This window comes from Streptomyces sp. NPDC034084 (genome assembly GCF_055575535.1).
Genome location: NZ_JBVISK010000006.1, coordinates 188,442 through 207,328, shown reverse-complemented (window position 1 = coordinate 207,328; position 18,887 = coordinate 188,442). Strand labels below are relative to the sequence as shown.

Genomic DNA, 18,887 nt, shown 5'->3' with positions numbered 1-18,887 from the left:
CGCGTCTCAGTGCCGGCGGGCGCGCCAGACGAGGAACAAGGCCGAGGCGGTTGCCGCGCCTCGGAGGACCCAGGGCCAGGTCTCGGAGACCGCCGCGCCCATCGCCTCGCCGCCCGCCCCCACCGCCTCGCCCCAGCGGCCCTCGACCCGGCCCCACAGCCAGACGATCCCGCTCGCCACGGCGAGGCCGGGGAGCACGAGGACGGCGGCCCTGACCTCGCCCCGGGTCAGCCGGCGGGACGCGTACGCGAGGAGCCAGCCCGCCGCGAGCGCGACCAGCGAGCCGAAGACGGCGCCGCCGAGCAGAAGCAGCGCGGCCAGCAGGACGAACGGGCTCCCGAGCCGGGCACGCCGCGCAGCAGCCGGTTGCGCCTCCGGCTCCACCGCCACGACCTGAGCCGACGCCTTGCGGAGCCGGAGGACACGCGCCAGGCGGCGGCTCTTCCCCGGTGCGGGCTCCTCGGCCTCCTCCTCTTCCTCCGGCGGGGCGGGCGGGGCGAAGAGGTCCGGGCGCTCGATGCCGCCGACGAACCCCAGGAACTCACCGTCGGCACCGTCGGCGTCGTCGGACGTGCGCCACCAGTCCGCCGCCCCGCCGGCCCCGCCGGCGGCCTGGGCGGGGATCGCGGGCCCCGACGCGCCGGGAGCCGGGCGCGGGTTTCCCGAGGCGTCAGGCGCGTCCGAGGCGTCGGAGGTGTCGCGGGTGCGGCTGCCGCCCGCCCGGTCCTCGCCCCCGCCCGTACCCCCGCCGCCCTCCTCCGTACGCGGCCCCGGCACCGGCCGCCCGCCCGGCCGCCCGGCCAGCGGTCCCGCCCGGTCCACGACCTCGTCCGGCGTGCCCAGGGCGCCGAGGATGCCGCGTACCGCCGCCGGGCTCTCCTCGCCGCGCGTGGCGCGCCGCCGGTCGATCTCGTTCCGCAGCCCGGACACCAGCTTCATCCGGTCGCTCGCCGGCAGCTGCCGCTGCTGTGCCAGATCGCCGACCCGGCTCAGATAGTCGTAGACCAACTGGTCGCTCTCGATCCCCACGGTGCCCCTCCACGGCCGGTTCGCCCGGTACGGCCCGACGTTAGCGCCTGGACAGCGGCTAACGTGGTGCGGATGGGGATCGGTGAGCTCGACCGGGAGGCGCACGTGCCCGAGGTAACTGGCGCCGCCACGGCGCCCCGCACGCTCGCGGAGGCGCTCCGCGCACGCGGCGACGAGGGACTCGCCGCGCTGCTGCGCGCCCGGCCCGACCTGCTGAGCCCCGTACCGAACGACCTGACGCAACTGGCGACCCGCGCCGGCACGCGCGGCTCGGTGGTGCGGGCACTGGAGCGGCTCGACCGGTTCGCCCTCCAGACGGCCGAAGCGCTGGCCGTGGCCCCCGACCCCGCCCCGTACCCCGTACTCCTCGCCCTGCTCACCGGCGACGAGGGCGATCCGGAGATCGAGGCGGCGCTGCCGGGCGCGGTGGCGCTGCTGCGCGAGCAGGCCCTCGTCTGGGGCGAGGACGACCGGCTGCGGCTCGTACGGACCGCGCGGGAGCTGCTCGCCCCCTCGCCGCAGCATCCCTCGCCGACCGGGCTCGGCCCGACGGTCGCGGAGGCCACGGCGGGGATGTCGCCGGGCCGGGTGCAGGAGATCATCGCGACGGCCGGACTGACCCCGACGCACGACGCGGTGTCGGCGGTGGCCGTCCTCACGGAGCTGTTCACCGACCGGGCGCGGATGGGCGCGCTCCTCGACGAGGCGCCCCCCGAGGCCCTCGCCGTCCTGGACCGGCTGGTGTGGGGTCCGCCGTACGGCGAGGTGACGGCGAACCCGACGCCTCCCGTCCGCTGGCTGCGCGACCGGGGTCTGCTCCTTCCGGTGTCGGAGCGGACGATGGTGCTGCCGCGCGAGGTGGCGCTGCATCTGCGGGGCGGTCGGGCGCACCGGGCGCCGGAACCGGTGGCCCCGGCGGTGGGCGTGACGCGCGACTACCGTCCCCAGGTTGTGGACAGTGCCGCCGCCGGCCAGGCGTACGCGGCGCTCGCGACGGTCGAGGAGCTGCTGAAGTCCTGGGACCAGGGCGGCCCCCAGGTCCTGCGGGCGGGCGGCATGTCCGTACGGGACCTCAAGCGGACCGCCGCGACCCTGGACGTGTCGGAGCAGCTCGCCGCCTTCTGGCTGGAGCTGTGCTTCGGGGCGGGGCTGCTGGCCTCGGACGGCGAGGCGGACGAGCGGTACGCGCCGACGCCCGCGTACGACGACTGGCTCGATCTGCCGCCCGCCGAGCGCTGGGCCCGGCTCGTCGCCCCCTGGCTCACGGCCACCCGCACGGCGGGCCTCGTCGGCGGCCAGGACGCCAAGGGGCGCACGCTCGCCGTGCTCGGCCCGGACCTGGACCGCGCGGCCGCGCCCGAGGTCCGGCACCGGGTCCTGGAACTCCTCGCGACCCTCCCGCCGGGCGCCGCCGCCGATCCCGAGACGCTGTACGCGCGGCTCCGCTGGGAGCGGCCGCTGCGGGGCGCCGCGCAGACTGCCCCGCAGCGCGTGCCGCACCCGGCCACGGGTGCGGCCGGGCGCGGCGCCGGGACCGCCGACGACACGGGAGCCGGTACGGACACGGGCGCGGGCGTCGGATACGGCTCCGGCTTCGGCACCGGTTACGGACCTGACGTGCCCGGCGACCTCCGGTCCCGGATCGCGCGCTGGACGCTCGCCGAGGCCGAGCTGCTCGGGCTCACCGGCAGGGGCGCGCTCGCCGCCCCCGCCCGGGCGCTGCTCAACCTGCCACTCGCCGAGGCGGCGACGCCCACCGACCACGGGGGCCGGGTCGAACTGTCGGTGGCCGCCGGGCGGGCGGCGACCCTGCTCGCGCCCCTGCTCCCCGAGGCCGTCGACCACGTCCTCCTCCAGGCCGACCTGACGGCCGTCGCGCCCGGTCCGCTGCGGCGGCCGCTCGCCGACGCGCTCGCGGTCCTGGCGGACGTGGAATCGAAGGGTGGCGCGACGGTCTACCGGTTCACCCCCGGTTCGGTGCGGCGCGCGCTCGACTCGGGACGGTCCGCGTCCGACCTGCACGACTTCCTGGCGACGCACTCGCGCACGCCCGTGCCGCAGCCGCTCGCGTACCTGATCGACGACGTGGCCAGGAGACACGGCCACCTGCGGATCGGGGCGGCCTCCGCGTACGTGCGCTGCGACGACGACACCGTCCTGGGCGAGATCCTGGCCGACCGGCGCTCCGCCGCCCTGGGGCTGCGCCGCCTCGCGCCGACGGTGCTCGCCGCGCAGGCGGACCCGGCGTCGCTGCTGGACGGGCTGCGGTCGATGGGGTACGCGCCGGCCGCCGAGTCCGCCGAGGGCGACGTCCTGGTCACCCGCGCCGACGCGTACCGCACCCCCGCCCGTACGGCCCCGGCGCCCGTCCCCGACGGCCCTCCGGCACCCGACTCGACCCTCCTCGGCGCGGCGGTGAAGGCGATCCGGGCGGGCGACCGGGCGGCGACGGCGGTACGCAAGGAGCCGGCGACCCCGGTGACGGCGGGCGGCCTCCCCCGCACCTCGGCCGCCGAGACCCTGGCGACGGTCCAGGCGGCGGTGATGACCGGCTCGGCCGTCTGGATCGGCTACGTCAACGCGGAGGGCGCGGCGAGCCAGCGCGTCATCGCCCCGGTCCGCGTGGAGGGCGGCTTCGTGACGGGCTACGACCACACGGCCGACGAGGTCCGCACGTACCCCCTGCACCGCATCACGGGCGTGGCGGAGCTGGCGGACGACCAGGTCTAGGGACGCGGCCCCACCCGCCGGGGCCCCGGATCAGGCAGACTGGAGGATTGGCCGTCACCGTAGCGGCCCGGGAAGGACCTGAACGCACGTGAATGGGCCACTCATCGTCCAGAGCGACAAGACGCTGCTCCTGGAGGTCGACCACGAGCTCGCCGAGGCCTGTCGGCGGGCCATCGCGCCGTTCGCGGAGCTGGAGCGGGCGCCGGAGCACATCCACACCTACCGGGTGACGCCGCTGGGGCTGTGGAACGCGCGGGCCGCCGGGCACGACGCCGAGCAGGTCGTCGACGCGCTCGTCGAGTACTCGCGGTATCCCGTGCCGCACGCGCTGCTCGTCGACATCGCCGAGACCATGGCCCGGTACGGGCGGCTCACCCTCTCCAAGCACCCCACGCACGGGCTGGTGCTGACCTCGACCGACCGGCCCGTCCTGGAGGAGATCCTCCGGTCGAAGAAGGTGCAGCCGCTGGTCGGGGACCGGATCGACGCGGACACCGTCGCCGTGCACCCCTCCGAGCGCGGGCAGATCAAGCAGACGCTGCTGAAGCTGGGCTGGCCGGCCGAGGACCTCGCCGGGTACGTCGACGGGGAGGCGCACCGGATCGACCTCGCCGAGGACGGCTGGTCGCTGCGGCCGTACCAGAAGCAGGCGGTCGACGGCTTCTGGCACGGCGGCTCCGGGGTCGTCGTGCTGCCCTGTGGCGCGGGGAAGACGCTGGTCGGGGCGGGGGCGATGGCCCAGGCGAAGGCGACCACCCTCATTCTCGTGACCAACACCGTCTCGGCCCGGCAGTGGAAGCACGAGCTGGTGAAGCGGACCTCGCTGACCGAGGACGAGATCGGCGAGTACAGCGGCACGCGCAAGGAGATCCGGCCGGTCACCATCGCCACGTACCAGGTGCTCACGACGAAGCGGAAGGGGATCTATCCCCACCTGGAGCTCTTCGACTCCCGGGACTGGGGGCTCATCGTCTACGACGAGGTGCACCTGCTGCCCGCGCCGGTCTTCAAGTTCACCGCCGATCTCCAGGCGCGGCGGCGGCTCGGCCTGACCGCGACCCTCGTGCGGGAGGACGGGCGGGAGTCCGACGTGTTCTCGCTGATCGGGCCGAAGCGGTTCGACGCGCCGTGGAAGGAGATCGAGGCGCAGGGGTACATCGCGCCCGCCGACTGCGTCGAGGTACGGGTGAACCTGACCGACGCGGAGCGGCTCGCGTACGCGACGGCCGAGGCGGAGGAGAAGTACCGCTTCTGCGCGACGACGGCGACGAAGCGGAAGGTCGCCGAGGCGCTGGTGAAGAAGTTCGAGGGTCAGCAGATCCTCGTCATCGGGCAGTACATCGACCAGCTGGACGAGCTCGGCGAGCATCTGGACGCGCCGGTGATCAAGGGCGAGACGTCGAACGCGCAGCGGGAGAAGCTCTTCGACGCCTTCCGCAACGGCGAGATCAACGTGCTGGTGGTGTCGAAGGTCGCGAACTTCTCGATCGACCTGCCGGAGGCGACGGTCGCGATCCAGGTGTCGGGCACCTTCGGATCGAGGCAGGAGGAGGCGCAGCGCCTGGGCCGGGTGCTGCGGCCGAAGGCGGACGGGCACCAGGCGCACTTCTACTCGGTGGTCGCACGGGACACGATCGACCAGGACTTCGCGGCGCACCGCCAGCGGTTCCTGGCGGAGCAGGGGTACGCGTACCGGATCATGGACGCGGACGAGCTGCTGGCGCCCTAGTCCGCGCGCACCGGGCGGGGGCGGGGGTCCTTGATCCCCGCCTCCGGCGGGCCGTAGTCGCCCAGGAGGGCTACCGCGGCCGCCGCGCCGCCGAAGGCGCGGATCGCGCGGAGGGCCGTGGCGAGGCGGTGGGGGCGGGGGACGGTGGTCACGAGGGTGAAGGTCGTCGCTGCCATGCCTCCATGATGGAATCCGGACATTGCGGATACATCGGCCTGGGGGTGGACTCGGGGTCCGTCTCGCGTCGGATCCCGGCCCTAGGGGGTGTCTTGTCGATCAGGCCGGATCAGGGAGCGGCGTCTGGTGCCGTGCATCGCAAGGCGGAGGAGGGAGTCGACGCGGAGCGTCGGCGACCGACGACAACGCGGCGAGGCGCGGTGCCGGACGCCGCGAGCCCGGCATGATCGACGAGACATCCCCTAGGGGTGAAAGTGGTTCACCGCGTGGTGCGGCCGGAGTTACACTGTCCGGCTTCCCCCGCCTCCCGTTCGTGGAGCGCCGCCGTCCGGTCGGAAACCGGCGGCCACCTCGTCGTGTCCGCGTATCCACCTGCCCGGAGGCTTCACCGTGTCCGAATCCGACCCGCTCGCGCGCGAGCGCGCCCATCTGGCCTCGTCGCGCGCCGCGCTGCGCGCGATGCGCGAGGACGTCGAGGCGCTCGACATCAAGGACGTCACCGCGAACTGGGTCAACTCCCTGGTGCTCGGGCGGCAGATCGAGGACCGGATCAAGGCGCTGGCCGACCTCGCGGACACCCCGCTGTTCTTCGGGCGGCTCGACTACCTGCACACGACGCAGGAGGGGCAGCGGTTCTACATCGGGCGGCGGCACGTCCACGACGCCGACGGCGACCCGATGGTGATCGACTGGCGTGCGCCGGTCTCGCAGCCGTACTACCAGGCGTCGAAGAAGGACCCGCAGGACGTCGGCCTGCGGCGCCGCTTCGGGTACACGGGCGGTGAGCTCACCGCGTACGAGGACGAGCACCTGTCCGACCCGGCGGAGCTGGAGACCACCAGCCGGCTGCTCCAGGCGGAGATCGAGCGGCCCCGCGTCGGCCCCATGCGGGACATCGTGGCGACGATCCAGCCGGAGCAGGACGGGATCGTCCGCTCCGGCCTGTCGGGGACGGTGTGCGTGCAGGGCGGGCCGGGGACGGGGAAGACGGCCGTGGGTCTGCACCGTGTCGCGTACCTGCTGTACGCGCACCGCGAGCGGCTCGCCCGCACCGGCACCCTGGTCATCGGACCGAACCGTTCCTTCCTGCACTACATCGAGCAGGTCCTGCCCGCGCTGGGCGAGCTGGAGGTGCAGCAGGCGACGGTCGACGACCTCGTCGCGCATGTCGAGGTGCGGGGCGCGGACGAGGCGGCGACGGCGGTCGTCAAGGGCGACGCCCGGATGGCGGAGGTGTTGCGCCGGGCGGTCCGCTCGCACGTGACGCTGCCGAAGGAACCGCTGATGGTGGTGCGCGGTTCGCGGCGCTGGCGGGTTCCGGCGTACGAACTGGAGGAGATGGTAAGGGAGTTGCTGGACCGCGACATCCGGTACGGCGCCGCCCGCGAGGCCCTGCCGCAGCGGATCGCGCACGCCGTCCTGGTCCGGATGGAGGAGGCCGGCGAGGCGCCCGACGACCGGGTGCAGAACGCGGTCGCGCGGAACGCGGCGGTGAAGGCCGTCGTGAAGGAGTGCTGGCCGCCCGTCGAGCCCGCGAAGCTGGTCCTGCGGCTGCTGAGCGACCCCGGCTTCCTCGCCGAGCACGCCGAGGGGCTGCTCACCGGGGACGAGCAGAAGCTGCTGCTCTGGGCGAAGCCGGCGCGGAGCGTGAAGGCGGCGAAGTGGTCGGCGGCGGACGCCGTCCTCATCGACGAGGCGAAGGACCTGGTGGAGCGGACGCACTCGCTCGGGCACGTGGTCCTCGACGAGGCGCAGGACCTGTCCCCCATGCAGTACCGGGCGGTGGGCCGCCGCTGCACGACCGGTTCGGCGACGGTCCTGGGCGACCTGGCGCAGGGCACGACGCCGTGGGCGACGGAGAGCTGGGCGCAGGCGCTCGGGCATCTGGGGAAGCCGGAGGCGGTGGTGGAGGAGCTGACCGCCGGTTTCCGTGTGCCGCGTGAGGTGATCGCGTACGCCTCCCGGCTGCTTCCGCACATGTCGCCGGGGCTCGCGGCGGTGGAGTCGGTCCGGGAGAACCCGGGCTCCCTGGAGGTCCGTCCCAGCGACGCGCTCGACGCGGACGTCGTCGCCGCCTGCGTCGAGGCGCTCGCACACGAGGGCTCGATCGGCCTGATCGCCGCCGACGCGCGGATCGCGCCGCTCGCGGAGGCGCTGGCGGCGGCCGGTCTCGCGTACCTCTCCCCCGGTGAGGAGACGACGGCGGAGTCCCGACTGACGCTGGTGCCGGCCTCGCTCGCGAAGGGTCTGGAGTACGACTACGTGGTGCTTGACGAGCCGGCGGCCGTCGTCGACGGCGAACCGGACGAGCGGACGGGCCTGCGGCGGCTGTACGTGGCGCTGACGCGTGCCGTGTCTGGCCTGACGGTCGTTCACTCGGCGCCGCTGCCCGCTCAGTTGGGCACGCCGTGACCGCCGTGGGGTCACTGCATCACGTCGAGCTGTGGGTCGGTGACCTGGAGCGGGCCGAGCGGAGTCTCGGCTGGCTGCTCGGAGCACTCGGCTACGCGCCCTTCCAGTCCTGGGAGGGCGGCCGCAGCTGGGCGCTCGGCTCCTGCTACCTGGTGGTCGAGCAGTCCCCGGCGCGTACGTCGGACCGGCACGACCGCTTCCGGCCGGGCCTCAACCACCTGGCCTTCCACGCCGGCGACCAAGCGGCCGTCGACGCCCTCGCCGCCGAGGCCCCGGCCCACGGCTGGCGGTTGATGTTCGCCGACCGGCATCCGCACGCGGGCGGGGAGGGCGTCTACGCGGCGTACCTGGAGAACGAGGACGGGTTCGAGGTGGAGCTGGTGGCGGGCTAGACGCCGTACTCGGGGAGCGCCTGCGACCAGGTGCGGTGGGCGACGGAGGCCAGGACCGGGTTCTTCCCCCGGTAATAGTTCTCGGTCACGATGCCCCAGCACAGGGCCCAGCCGCGCCCGCGCGCCCAGGTCGCGTCGTCGACCTGGGCCGCCTCGCGGAAGAGCGGGCGGGTGTCGGGGGTGAACAGGGACCAGGCGGCCACGAGGTCGACGGCGGGGTCTCCCGTACCGAGGCCGCCGAAGTCGATGACGGCGTGCAGGCGGCCGTCGCGGGTGAGCAGGTTGCCGGGGAGCAGGTCGCCGTGGACCCAGACGGGTTCGCCCTGCCAGGCCGGGAGGCGGAGGACCGATTCCCAGGCCTCCGTGACGGCTTCCGCGTCGATGGTGCCGTCCGCCCCGAGGTCCCGAATGGCCGGGCGCATGGCGCCCTTCTCCCAGTCGGTGACCGGCCCGCCCCGCCAGGAGGCGGGTCCGCCGGCGGTGTCCACGCCCCGCAGGGAGACGCCGAAGCGCCCCAACTCAACGGCGGCGTGGGCGAGATCGCCGATCGGGGCGTTGTACGCGTCGTCGCCGTCGAGCCAGGCGAGCACCGACCAGGACTGGTCGTACCCCTCGCCGGGCACGCCCCGCCCGACGGGCACGGGGACGGGCAGGGACAGGTGCGGCGCGAGGTGCGGCAGCCAGCGCTGCTCCTTCTCGGCCTGCCCGGACGCCCAGTCGCCCTTCGGCAGCCGTACGGCGAACTCGTCCCCCAGCCGGAACATCGCGTTGTCGGTGCCGGCGGAGTTCAGCTCGCGGACGGGGAGCCCCGACCAGTCGGGGAACTGGGCGGCGATGAGCCGCTCGACGAGGTCGGTGTCGATGGCGGGGGAGGTCATGCGGGCGACGCTAGCCGTCACCCGCCGTGCGGGCCAAGGGGTTTCGGTTCCGCCGGCCGGTCGAGGATGAGGTCGCCGGCGCGGGCGAGGACCTCGGTGCGGGTGCGGCCCTGGTGGTCGGCGGCGAGGAAGTGGTGGCCGATGGCCACGCAGAAGGCGAGGAGGGAGCGGGCCTCGACCTCGTCGGGGTCGGGGCAGAACCTGCCGATCATCTCGCGGAGCAGCTCCATGCGCCGGTTGTCGACGCGGCGCAGGCGGGCGGCGACGGCCTCGTCGCGGCGGGCCCAGTCGCGGACGGCGAGGTCGATGGGGCGCAGCCGGTCGCCGGAGAAGGTGAGCATGCCGGCGAGCGTGATGAGGGTCCTCGGATCGCCGTCGGCGTCGTCGTCCTGGCGCACGCGGTCGATCACCTGGTCGGTGGCCTCGCGCTCCCAGGTGTCGAGCATGGCGGCGAGGAGGGCGTCACGGTCGGCGAAGTAGCCGTAGAAGCCGCCTTTGGTGACGCCGAGCCGTTTGGCGAGCGCCTCGACACGGACGGCGTCGGGGCCGCCGTCGGCGAGGACGGTCAGGCCCTCCTCCACCCATCGTTCGCGCGGTGTGCGTGGGGCGCCCACGGTGTGTCCTCCCTCACTCCTCCGTCGAATATACGCAGCCGTACATCGAGTCTGGGATGGTCGTTGTACGTCAGCGTATAGAACGGGAGAGGCGACGCACCCATGAGGCTTCCTGTCACCGAACACACCGGCCGGCCGTGGCGGATCCACGAGTTCACCCCCGACTTCGCGCCCCAGGACGTGTGGTCCTTCCGCACCCCGGGCGCCGGACCCGACGACTTCCCCGTCATGCTCGCCGCGATCGCGGCGGGCGACGGATTCGCCCGGCAGTCCCTGCCGACCCGCCTGCTGTTCGCCGTGCGCTGGAAGCTGGGCGCCCTGCTCGGCTGGGACAAGGAGAAGGCGGGGTCCGGGCCGCGGGCCCGGTCCCTGCGCGACCGCATGCCGGAGGACCTGACGGCGACGGCGGACCCCACCCCCGGACCCGGCCCGTTCACCTCGCTGTACGAGCTCCCCGACGAGTGCGCCCGCGAGGTCGTGAACAAGACCGTGCACGCGGTCATGCACCTGGGGTGGGTGGAGACGGGCGCGGGCCGCCACGAGTTGCGGATGGCGGTCCTGGTGAAGCCCAACGGGCGGCTCGGCCGCTTCTACATGGCCCTGATCGCGCCGTTCCGCCATCTGATCGTCTACCCGTCACTCACCCGCCAGTTCGAACGCTCCTGGCGGGAGCGGGGGCGCCTGCTCGGGCAGCGGTGAACGACCGTCCCCCGCGCGGGCCTTGACCGGCCGCCCCGGCCCGGGGCGGGGGCGGGGCCTCCGCGTCGAGCGCCTCGCGCCAGGTGCGGACCGCCTCGGCCGAGGCCGGGGACGTCCAGCCCTGGGGGCGGGCCGCGCCGCCGATGTGGAAGGCGGTGAGGCCGGCCGCGCGGAGGGTCGGGAGGTGGTCGAGGCGGAGGCCGCCGCCGACGAGGATCCGGGGCTCGTAACCCGGTTCGCCCGTGCGGGCGGCTTCGGCGCGGAGGGTCGGCAGGCCGTCGTCGACGCCGGTGGCGGCGCCGGCCGTCAGGTAGGTGTCGAGGCCCGGCAGGTCGGCGAGGCTCTTGCGGAGGCCGTCGCGGTCGGCGGCGCGGTCGATCGCGCGGTGGAAGGTCCAGCGGCAGCCGTCCAGGACGGTGATCAGCCGCTCGACGGCCACCAGGTCCGGCTCGCCGCCGGCCGTGAGGAAGCCGAGGACGAACTCGTCGGCGCCCGCCGCGCGCAGTTCCTGGGCCCGTGCGACCAGGGCGTCGACGTCGCCGGCCGCGAAGCCGTCGGCGAGCCGGAGCATCACGCGCAGCGGGAGGTCCACGGCGCGGCGGATGGCGGTGAAGGACGCCGTGGACGGGGTGAGTCCGTCCGCCGCCATGTCGGTGACGAGTTCGAGCCGGTCGGCCCCACCGGCCTGGGCGGCGACCGCGTCCTCCTCGTCGAGGGCGATCACCTCAAGGACTGCACGGTTGCTCATCGAACCCATTCCTCCATGAATGACGACTACAGGTCTAGTCCAATGACCAGACTAGCCGTGCGCGTGGCCCCCCGCATCGTGCGTGGCCGCACCGGAAGGCTTGCCCGCCGGGCCCGCCGTCACCGTGAAGGACGCCGTCCGGACCTTCCCCTCGTGCTGGAAGTCGAGGAAGAGACGGTACGTCCCGGCGCTGGGTGCCGTCGCCGTGAAGGAGACGTCCGGGCCGGGGCCGCCCTCGTTCGGGTGGACGTGGAGGTAGGCGAGGTCGCCGTCGCGGAGGGCGACGAGGTGTCCGTACGCGCCGAGGTACGGCTCCAGGTCGGTGACCGGCTTTCCGGCCTTGGAGACGGTGAGGCGGAGTTCACCGGCCTTGCCCGGGTCGAGCGTGCCGCCGAGCCGCACCTGATAGCCGTCGACGCTCGCCGTCCGGGCGGCGGCGGGCAGCGGCTTCGGGGTGTACGCGCCGGGGACCGACAGGTCCGCGCCGAGCGTGATCCCCTTCGCGCCGGGCGCGGCCGGCTTGAAGTCGGCGAAGGCCTTGTAGCCGCCGGCGGCCGGCAGGTCCGCGTCCACCGACCAGGTGCCGTCGGCGGCCCTCACCGGGTGCAGGTGACGGAAGGTGGTGAGGTCGCGCGAGGCGACGATGAAGTGCAGTTCCTTGCCGTGCTCGGTGGTGAAGGCGGTGACCTTCTTGCCGGTCGCGTCCTTGATGGAGAACCTCAGGGTGGTCCTGCCGCGGGCGGGGGTAGGGGTGTCCAGGGCCAGGGTGTAGCCGTCCTGCGAGATCTGGAGGCCGCCGGGGAGGGACGCGGCGGAGGCCGTGGCGCCTTCGTCGTGGCCCGCGTGGCCGTCCGTCGCGGGCTTCTCGTGGGCCGCGTGGCCGTCCTCCCCCTTCTGCTGCGGGTCCCGCGCCGCATGCTCGGCGTGGCCCGCCGCCCGCGGCTCCTCTACCGGGCCGACCCCCTTGCCGACCCCGTACGCCGTCCCGAAGGTCGCGGCGAGCGCGGCGGCAAAGGCAGTGATCTTCACTCCGGTGTTCATGACTGCTCTCCCGTACGTGGGTGGCGTGGCTGACCCTTCACTGCACCTCACCATACCCCTGGGGGGTATCAAGTCAAGTCGGGTCCACGCTTGCGTCCAATACCGCCGGGGGGTATACATGGACTCGTCGAATCGATACCCCCCGAGGGTATCCATCCAGGAGGACCGACCGAGGAGGAAGCCATGGGCTCCTGCTGCACCCCCGACAACAGCTGCTCGACCAACGCCGGCGAGGCGACCACCACCGCGGTCGCCGACAGCACCGTCACCGTCTACGCCGTCTCCGGCATGACGTGCGGCCACTGCAAGACCGCGATCACCACGTCCGTCAGCGCCCTCGACGGCGTCATCTCCGTCGACGTCGACGTCGCCGGCGGCCTGGTGACCGTGACCACCGGCGGCGAGCCCGACGAGGCCGCGATCACCGCGGCCGTCGACGACGCGGGCTACGAGCTGACCGGCCGGGCCTGATCCGCCGCCGGGCAGACCGACCCCGCACCGGCGTCCCCCGTCCCGGTGCCGGACGGTCGGCCCGGCAGGCGGTCGCACCGCCCGCACCACCCCGGCCGCCGGGGCCCGACCACCACGCCCGGGCCCCGGCCCCCGAACCCGCTACACCGAGGAGCAGGAAATGACCACGACCACTCCGGGCACCGCCCAGGTCGAGCTCGCCATCGGCGGCATGACCTGTGCCTCGTGCGCGGCCCGTATCGAGAAGAAGCTGAACCGGATGGACGGGGTCGAGGCCACCGTCAACTACGCGACCGAGAAGGCGAAGGTCACCTTCGACGCCGACATCGACGTCGCCGACCTGATCGCCACCGTCGAGGCCACCGGCTACACCGCCGAGGAGCCCGCTCCCCCCAAGACCGACGAGGACAGCGCCGGCCCCACCGACGAGGAGAAGGCCGACGCGGAGCTGCGGCCCCTCAGGCAGCGGCTCGTCACCGCCACCGCGCTCGCCGTGCCCGTCATTGCGATGGCGATGGTCCCGGCGCTGCAGATCGAGTACTGGCAGTGGCTGAGCCTCACGCTCGCCGCGCCGGTCGTCGTCTACGCCGCCTGGCCCTTCCACAGGGCCGCCTGGACCAACGCCAAGCACGGCGCGGCCACCATGGACACCCTGATCTCGGTCGGCACGATCGCCGCGTTCCTCTGGTCGCTGTGGGCGCTGTTCTTCGGAACGGCCGGCACGCCGGGGATGACGCACCCCTTCGAGTTCACGATCGCCCGCACCGACGGCGCCGGGAACATCTACCTGGAGGCCGCCGCCGGCGTCACCGCCTTCATCCTGGCCGGCCGCTACTTCGAGGCCCGCTCGAAGCGCAAGGCGGGCGCCGCGCTCAAGGCGCTGATGCAGCTGGGCGCGAAGGAGGTGACCGTCCTCAGGAACGGCCGCGAGGTCACCGTACCCACCGCCGAACTCCAGGTCGGGGACCGCTTCCTGGTCCGGCCGGGAGAGAAGATCGCCACCGACGGCACCGTCGTCGAGGGCTCCTCCGCCGTCGACGCGTCGATGCTGACCGGTGAGTCCGTGCCCGTCGAGGTCGGTGTGGGCGACTCCGTCACCGGCGCCACCCTGAACGCCGGCGGCCGCCTGGTCGTCGAGGCCACCCGCGTCGGCTCCGACACCCAGCTCGCCCGGATGGCCAAGCTCGTCGAGGACGCGCAGAACGGCAAGGCCGCCGCCCAGCGCCTCGCCGACAGGATCTCGGCCGTGTTCGTGCCGGTCGTCATCGCCCTCGCGCTCGGCACCCTCGGCTTCTGGCTGGGCACCGGGCAGGGCCTGACCGCCGCGTTCACCGCGGCCGTCGCCGTACTGATCATCGCCTGCCCCTGCGCCCTGGGCCTCGCCACCCCGACCGCCCTCATGGTCGGCACCGGGCGCGGCGCGCAGCTCGGCATCCTGATCAAGGGGCCCGAGGTCCTGGAGACCACCCGCAAGGTCGACACGATCGTCCTCGACAAGACCGGCACCGTCACCACCGGCCGGATGACCCTCATCAAGGTCCACACCGCCGCCGGCACCGAGGAGACCGACGTCCTGCGGCTCGCGGGCGCCCTGGAGCACTCCTCCGAGCACCCGATCGCCCAGGCCGTCGCCACCGGCGCCGCCGCCAGGATCGGCACCCTGCCCACCCCCGAGGACTTCGCGAACGTCCCCGGTCTCGGCGTCCAGGGCGTCGTCGACGGCCACGCGGTCCTCGTCGGCCGCGAGAAGCTGCTCCAGGAGTGGGCGATGGAGCTCACCCCGTCCCTCAAGGCCGCGAAGGACGCCGCCGAGAAGGCCGGCAAGACCGCCATCGCGGTCGCCTGGGACGGCCGGGCCCGCGCGGTCCTGGAGGTCGCCGACGCCGTCAAGGAGACCAGCGCCGAGGCCATCCGGCGGCTCCGCGCACTCGGCCTGACCCCGATCCTGCTCACCGGCGACAACAAGGCGGTCGCCGAGGCCGTCGCCGCCGAGGTCGGCATCGACGAGGTCATCGCCGAGGTCATGCCGCAGGACAAGGTCGACGTGGTCAAGCGCCTTCAGGGCGAGGGGCGTTCGGTCGCCATGGTCGGCGACGGCGTGAACGACGCCGCCGCGCTCGCCCAGGCCGACCTGGGGCTGGCGATGGGCACGGGCACGGACGCCGCCATCGAGGCCGGCGACCTGACCCTCGTACGGGGCGACCTGCGGGCCGCGGCGGACGCGATCCGGCTCTCCCGCAAGACGCTCGGCACCATCCGCTCCAACCTCTTCTGGGCCTTCGCCTACAACGTGGCCGCCCTGCCGCTCGCCGCGGCCGGACTGCTCAACCCGATGATCGCGGGCGCGGCCATGGCCTTCTCCTCGGTCTTCGTGGTCGGCAACAGCCTCCGCCTGCGCGGCTTCCAGGCCGCCGACCGCTGACAGCCCCTGTGAACCCCCGATCTCCGAGGAGCCCGTCGTGGCCGGTTACGGACAGCACAAGGAAGACATCATCAGACGGTTGAGGCGCATCGAGGGCCAGGTCAGGGGGGTGCAGCGGATGGTCGACGAGGACGTCTACTGCATCGACGTCCTCACCCAGGTCTCCGCCATCAACGCGGCCCTCCAGTCCTGCGCGGTGGCCCTCCTGGACGAGCACCTGAGCTGCTGCGTCACGGAGGCCATCGCCCAGGGCGGGGACCAGGCGAAGGTGAAGGTGGGTGAGGCGTCCAAGGCCATCGCCCGGCTGATCCGGACGTGACACAGGGGACCGAGCAGTGTCAACCGCCCTTGCGTGAAGGGCAGTCGGCGGACAGCGTGAGACTCAGCCGGAGACAGAGGCCGAGCAGCCGGCGGAGGAGCACCAGCTCCGCCGATCCGGGGAGACCGGAGTCGCAGACTGTCGCGCAGGGGCGGTTCCTCATGAGGGTCGACATCCCGCCATCGTACCCCCGGGGGGTATACCTGAGCCGGGGAAGCGGCCCGTACGATGACAGGCCCTACGGGGGAGGGGGTGCACGTGCGCCGGCTGGGAGAGCTGGAGGCCGAGATCATGGACCGGCTGTGGGCCTGGCAGCGGCCCGCCACGGTCCGCGAGATCGTCGACGACATCAATCGGGGACGCCGGGTCGCCTACACCACGGTGATGACGGTGGCGGACATCCTGCACCGCAAGGACTGGCTCCGCCGCGAGAAGTCCGGGCGCGCCTGGCTGTACGAGCCGGTCCGCAGCCGCGAGGAGTATACGGCGGGCCTGATGCGGGACGCCCTCGGCGACAGCCAGGACCGTCCGGCCGCCCTCCTCCGCTTCGTCGAGGTCATCTCGGACGAGGACATGGCCGCACTCGACGCGGCCCTGCGCGCCGCCCGGGGCGACCAGGGGCCGCACGGCGGGGACGGGGCCGGCGCGTGAACCACCACGTCCTCGTCCCGCTCGGGCTCGTGGTCCTCACCGGTTTCGTCGTTCCCTGGCTGGTGGTCCGGGCCCGCTGGGCCCAGCAGGTGCCCCGCCTCGCGCTCGGCGTGTGGGCCGCGTGCGGCGCCGGATTCGCGGCCGCGGCCGCGCTGCTGCCCGCCCAGCTGGTCCTGTCGGGCGAGAGCAGCCACCGGCTGGCGGACATGCTGTTCACGCTGCGGCCGCCCACGCCCGAGCAGCTCCTGCACCTCGACGGCCGCGAGCGCTCAGCCGCGTCCCTCTCGCTCCTCGTCCTCTCGGTGCCCGCCGTGGCGTTCGTGCGCCGCCTGCTGCGGGCCCGGCGGGTGCGGACGCGTCACGCGGGCGTACTGCGGCTCGTCGGCCGGTACGACCCCGCGCTGCGGGCCACCGTCCTCGACGACGACCGGCCCGCCGTCTACTGCCTGCCGGGCCGCTCGCGCCGGGTCGTCGTCTCCTCGGGCGCGGTGCACACCCTGACCCCCGCGCAGCTCGCCGCGGCCCTCGCGCACGAGCGGGCGCACATCGCGGGACGGCACCATCTCCTCGTCGCCGCCGCGGAGGCCTTCGCGGCCGTCTTCCCCCGCCTCCCGCTCGCACGCCACGGCGGGAGCGCCGTACCCCTGCTGCTCGAAATGGCCGCGGACGACCGGGCGTTGCGCCGATGTACGCGGGACGCGCTGGCGACGGCGCTGTACGCGCTGGCCTCGGGGCGGGCGCCGCGGTCCGCGTTCGCCGCGGGCGGTCCGTCGGCGGCGCTGCGGATGCGGCGCATCCTCACCCCGTACAGCTCCGGGCACCCCGTGCTGCGCGGTCTCCTGACGATCGCGGCGGCGGGTCTCGCCATGGCCCCCCTGATCGTCGCCTGCTGCTCGTTCCCCGGGTAATCCGTGAACACCGGTATTTACTAAGCGAATTCGTAGATTTCGCATCGGTCACGGATCACCGAATTCGCCGCTATTGTGGGTACGTTGAGGCTCGGACTCGGCACGTCGAAGGGTGCACAACCAATGCAGCTCGCCGGCGTTCGTACGGCAGCGGCCGGCGACGCGACCACGATATCCAGACTGCTTGCCGACGCCATCCGGAGCAGCTACGCAGGAATACTGGACGAAATCCCGATGCGCCGGCTGGTCTCGGCCCAATGCGCACTCCCCCGCATACGCGCGGAAATTGAAATTCCCGGGGGCGCGCCCGGTTGGCTCGGCTGGCTGGTCGCCGCTGACGCGGAGGGCACGGTCGTCGGCGTTGCGGCGGGCGGCGTCCCGGTGCCGGGCGAGGGCGAGGTGTACGCGCTCGCGGTGGAGCCCGGCTCGCGGCGCGCCGGGGTCGGTACGGCCCTGCTCGCCGCCGCGACCGACCGGATGCGCGACTACGGCGCCCGGGAGCAGCGCGTGGAACTCCCGGCCGAGGCCGATCCGGCGCTCCCCTTCTACCGCCACCTGGGTTTCGCGGCGCTCTCCCCGAGGCGGTGGAGCAGACCGCTCTGACGCGGAGTCGGCACCAGGGGCGTGGCAGATCCACGCCATCGCGTGTTCACGCAGCCCGATCCGGTGGATCGGGGTTCGCTCCCCAGGTCAGGATGGGTTCAGCGGCGCGGGCCCGGCGGCACGGGTACCTCGTCCGGACGGCATGGACCGAGCGAGCCCCTGGAGGAGCGATGCACACACCGAGCGGCACTTCCCTGTCCGTCGTGCCCGCAGCGCTCGCCCCGGTCCTGCCGTCCCGATACGGCCTCGACCCGGAGCCCGCCCCCGGCGCCGGCGTCCGGGTCACCTCCGACACCCTCCCCGGGCTTGAATCGGTCTCCCCCGCCGACGAGAACTCCGTGTGGCTGCACGACGCCCTGCTCGGCCCGCACAGCGCGGACATCGTCCGCTACCTCAGCCTCGCCCGCTCCACCGGCGGACCCGTCCTGGACCTCGGCTCCGGCGCCGGGCGGCTCGCCGTCCCGTTCGCCCGGCACGGCTTCGCCGTGGAGGCCGTCGACCGGGACGCCTCGGCACTGGAGCGCCTCGAAGGCTGGGCCCGCCGGATCGGTCCGCAGGTCGCCGGGCTCGTCGTCACCCACCGCGCGGAGCTCACCGGGCTCCGCCTCGACGGCAGCTACCGGCTCGCGCTCCTCGCGGGCGCCATGGTCACCGCCGTCCCGCCGGCCGCCCGGCCGGAGCTGCTGCGCGAGGTCGCCGCCCACCTGGAGGCGGGCGGGGCGCTGGCCCTCGACTACACGGCGCACCAGCTGCCGGGCCTGATCGCGGAGCCGCGGCGGACCTGGGCCTTCCAGGTGCCCCGCTTCGACGGCATCGACGAGTGGGTGGTGGCCCGGCAGGTGTTCGACCTGCCGTCGATGAGCGAACGCATCACGTACTACGCCGCCAGGACCGGCAAGGTGTCCTCGGAGCGGGTCGTGCTGACGACCGACAAGTGGATCATCGACCCCGAGCGGCTCGCCGCCGAGCTGCACGCGGCCGGGCTGCACATCGAGGGCCGGCGGCGCCACCGGATCGACGACCGGACCGAGTCCGTCCTCCTGGTGTGCAGGGCGGACGACTGA

General features: G+C 73.9%; 18 protein-coding genes and 1 pseudogene. 12 read left to right on the top strand and 7 right to left on the bottom strand.

Features of this window, described 5'->3' with window-relative positions; translation table 11 throughout:
- Window positions 1-6 precede the first annotated feature (6 nt).
- Window positions 7-1,029 (bottom strand): hypothetical protein, encoded by a 1,023-nt coding sequence (locus ACZ51I_RS22675; RefSeq protein ID WP_468878737.1) that lies wholly within the window; start codon window positions 1,027-1,029, stop codon window positions 7-9.
- Between the two features lie 72 nt (window positions 1,030-1,101).
- On the opposite strand from ACZ51I_RS22675, the gene ACZ51I_RS22670 reads away from it, so the two are divergent.
- Both ACZ51I_RS22670 and ACZ51I_RS22665 read left to right on the top strand, forming a co-directional pair.
- The gene (locus ACZ51I_RS22670; RefSeq protein ID WP_468878734.1) at window positions 1,102-3,759 is read left to right on the top strand and encodes a helicase-associated domain-containing protein; all 2,658 of its coding nucleotides are present in this window, start codon (window positions 1,102-1,104) and stop codon (window positions 3,757-3,759) included.
- 88 nt (window positions 3,760-3,847) lie between these two features.
- Window positions 3,848-5,488: a DNA repair helicase XPB gene (locus ACZ51I_RS22665; protein WP_468878732.1), complete on the top strand. Its 1,641-nt coding sequence runs from the start codon at window positions 3,848-3,850 to the stop codon at window positions 5,486-5,488.
- Here the strand turns inward: ACZ51I_RS22665 and ACZ51I_RS22660 are convergent.
- Window positions 5,485-5,664, bottom strand: a complete 180-nt coding sequence (locus tag ACZ51I_RS22660) for a hypothetical protein (RefSeq protein ID WP_468878729.1) — start codon at window positions 5,662-5,664, stop codon at window positions 5,485-5,487. The genes ACZ51I_RS22665 and ACZ51I_RS22660 overlap by 4 nt on opposite strands.
- Window positions 5,665-6,055: 391 nt before the next feature.
- Between ACZ51I_RS22660 and ACZ51I_RS22655 the strand changes: the two genes are divergently transcribed.
- Window positions 6,056-8,077, top strand: a complete 2,022-nt coding sequence (locus ACZ51I_RS22655) for a HelD family protein (RefSeq protein ID WP_468878726.1) — start codon at window positions 6,056-6,058, stop codon at window positions 8,075-8,077.
- Window positions 8,074-8,469, top strand: coding sequence for a VOC family protein (locus ACZ51I_RS22650; protein WP_468878723.1), 396 nt, complete (start codon window positions 8,074-8,076; stop codon window positions 8,467-8,469). Before ACZ51I_RS22655 ends, ACZ51I_RS22650 begins: the two co-directional genes overlap by 4 nt.
- Here ACZ51I_RS22650 and ACZ51I_RS22645 read toward each other — a convergent pair.
- A complete protein-coding gene (locus tag ACZ51I_RS22645; RefSeq protein WP_468878720.1) occupies window positions 8,466-9,347 on the bottom strand; it encodes an aminoglycoside phosphotransferase family protein in 882 nt (293 codons plus the stop codon). The two genes, ACZ51I_RS22650 and ACZ51I_RS22645, sit on opposite strands and share 4 nt — an antisense overlap.
- 17 nt (window positions 9,348-9,364) lie before the next feature.
- Window positions 9,365-9,961, bottom strand: a complete 597-nt coding sequence (locus ACZ51I_RS22640) for a TetR/AcrR family transcriptional regulator (protein ID WP_468878717.1) — start codon at window positions 9,959-9,961, stop codon at window positions 9,365-9,367.
- 102 nt (window positions 9,962-10,063) lie between these two features.
- Here ACZ51I_RS22640 and ACZ51I_RS22635 point away from each other — a divergent pair, with 102 nt between their 5' ends.
- Window positions 10,064-10,660, top strand: a complete 597-nt coding sequence (locus tag ACZ51I_RS22635; protein WP_468878715.1) for a DUF2867 domain-containing protein — start codon at window positions 10,064-10,066, stop codon at window positions 10,658-10,660.
- A gap of 61 nt (window positions 10,661-10,721) precedes the next feature.
- Here ACZ51I_RS22635 and ACZ51I_RS22630 read toward each other — a convergent pair.
- Both ACZ51I_RS22630 and ACZ51I_RS22625 read right to left on the bottom strand, forming a co-directional pair.
- Window positions 10,722-11,408, bottom strand: a pseudogene (locus tag ACZ51I_RS22630) (copper homeostasis protein CutC); the annotation flags it as partial.
- 51 nt (window positions 11,409-11,459) lie between these two features.
- The gene (locus tag ACZ51I_RS22625) at window positions 11,460-12,449 is read right to left on the bottom strand and encodes a hypothetical protein (protein ID WP_468878713.1); all 990 of its coding nucleotides are present in this window, start codon (window positions 12,447-12,449) and stop codon (window positions 11,460-11,462) included.
- Window positions 12,450-12,632: 183 nt separating this feature from the next.
- Between ACZ51I_RS22625 and ACZ51I_RS22620 the strand changes: the two genes are divergently transcribed.
- The 3 genes from ACZ51I_RS22620 (at window position 12,633) to ACZ51I_RS22610 (ending at window position 15,661) form a co-directional block, all read left to right on the top strand.
- Window positions 12,633-12,920: a heavy-metal-associated domain-containing protein gene (locus ACZ51I_RS22620; protein WP_468878711.1), complete on the top strand. Its 288-nt coding sequence runs from the start codon at window positions 12,633-12,635 to the stop codon at window positions 12,918-12,920.
- 160 nt (window positions 12,921-13,080) lie between these two features.
- Window positions 13,081-15,342: a heavy metal translocating P-type ATPase gene (locus tag ACZ51I_RS22615; RefSeq protein ID WP_468878709.1), complete on the top strand. Its 2,262-nt coding sequence runs from the start codon at window positions 13,081-13,083 to the stop codon at window positions 15,340-15,342.
- Between the two features lie 37 nt (window positions 15,343-15,379).
- Window positions 15,380-15,661, top strand: a complete 282-nt coding sequence (locus ACZ51I_RS22610; protein WP_015035316.1) for a metal-sensitive transcriptional regulator — start codon at window positions 15,380-15,382, stop codon at window positions 15,659-15,661.
- A gap of 19 nt (window positions 15,662-15,680) precedes the next feature.
- On the opposite strand, the gene ACZ51I_RS22605 is transcribed toward ACZ51I_RS22610, so the two are convergent.
- Entirely contained in the window at window positions 15,681-15,836 is a 156-nt protein-coding gene (locus ACZ51I_RS22605) for a hypothetical protein (protein WP_468878705.1), read from the bottom strand.
- 83 nt (window positions 15,837-15,919) lie between these two features.
- Here ACZ51I_RS22605 and ACZ51I_RS22600 point away from each other — a divergent pair, with 83 nt between their 5' ends.
- The 4 genes from ACZ51I_RS22600 to ACZ51I_RS22585 all read left to right on the top strand — a co-directional run bounded on the left by ACZ51I_RS22600 (window position 15,920) and on the right by ACZ51I_RS22585 (window position 18,887).
- On the top strand, window positions 15,920-16,312 hold the full coding sequence (locus ACZ51I_RS22600) for a BlaI/MecI/CopY family transcriptional regulator (RefSeq protein WP_468878703.1): 393 nt from the start codon (window positions 15,920-15,922) through the stop codon (window positions 16,310-16,312).
- Complete coding sequence (locus ACZ51I_RS22595) at window positions 16,309-17,220, top strand: M56 family metallopeptidase (RefSeq protein ID WP_468878700.1); 912 nt, start codon at window positions 16,309-16,311, stop codon at window positions 17,218-17,220. The genes ACZ51I_RS22600 and ACZ51I_RS22595 overlap by 4 nt, the downstream gene beginning before the upstream one ends.
- A gap of 234 nt (window positions 17,221-17,454) precedes the next feature.
- A complete protein-coding gene (locus ACZ51I_RS22590; RefSeq protein ID WP_468878698.1) occupies window positions 17,455-17,823 on the top strand; it encodes a GNAT family N-acetyltransferase in 369 nt (122 codons plus the stop codon).
- 170 nt (window positions 17,824-17,993) lie between these two features.
- Window positions 17,994-18,887: an SAM-dependent methyltransferase gene (locus ACZ51I_RS22585; protein ID WP_468878695.1), complete on the top strand. Its 894-nt coding sequence runs from the start codon at window positions 17,994-17,996 to the stop codon at window positions 18,885-18,887.

Excerpts from the sequence above, each read along its gene's own strand:
- ACZ51I_RS22645 (WP_468878720.1), bottom strand. The coding sequence starts at position 9,347 with ATGACCTCCCCCGCCATCGACACCGACCTCGTCGAGCGGCTCATCGCC.
- ACZ51I_RS22585 (WP_468878695.1), top strand. The coding sequence starts at position 17,994 with ATGCACACACCGAGCGGCACTTCCCTGTCCGTCGTGCCCGCAGCGCTC.
- ACZ51I_RS22605 (WP_468878705.1), bottom strand. The coding sequence starts at position 15,836 with ATGTCGACCCTCATGAGGAACCGCCCCTGCGCGACAGTCTGCGACTCC.
- ACZ51I_RS22660 (WP_468878729.1), bottom strand. The coding sequence starts at position 5,664 with ATGGCAGCGACGACCTTCACCCTCGTGACCACCGTCCCCCGCCCCCAC.
- ACZ51I_RS22615 (WP_468878709.1), top strand. The coding sequence starts at position 13,081 with ATGACCACGACCACTCCGGGCACCGCCCAGGTCGAGCTCGCCATCGGC.
- ACZ51I_RS22635 (WP_468878715.1), top strand. The coding sequence starts at position 10,064 with ATGAGGCTTCCTGTCACCGAACACACCGGCCGGCCGTGGCGGATCCAC.
- ACZ51I_RS22670 (WP_468878734.1), top strand. The coding sequence starts at position 1,102 with ATGGGGATCGGTGAGCTCGACCGGGAGGCGCACGTGCCCGAGGTAACT.
- ACZ51I_RS22620 (WP_468878711.1), top strand. The coding sequence starts at position 12,633 with ATGGGCTCCTGCTGCACCCCCGACAACAGCTGCTCGACCAACGCCGGC.
- ACZ51I_RS22590 (WP_468878698.1), top strand. The coding sequence starts at position 17,455 with ATGCGCCGGCTGGTCTCGGCCCAATGCGCACTCCCCCGCATACGCGCG.
- ACZ51I_RS22625 (WP_468878713.1), bottom strand. The coding sequence starts at position 12,449 with ATGAACACCGGAGTGAAGATCACTGCCTTTGCCGCCGCGCTCGCCGCG.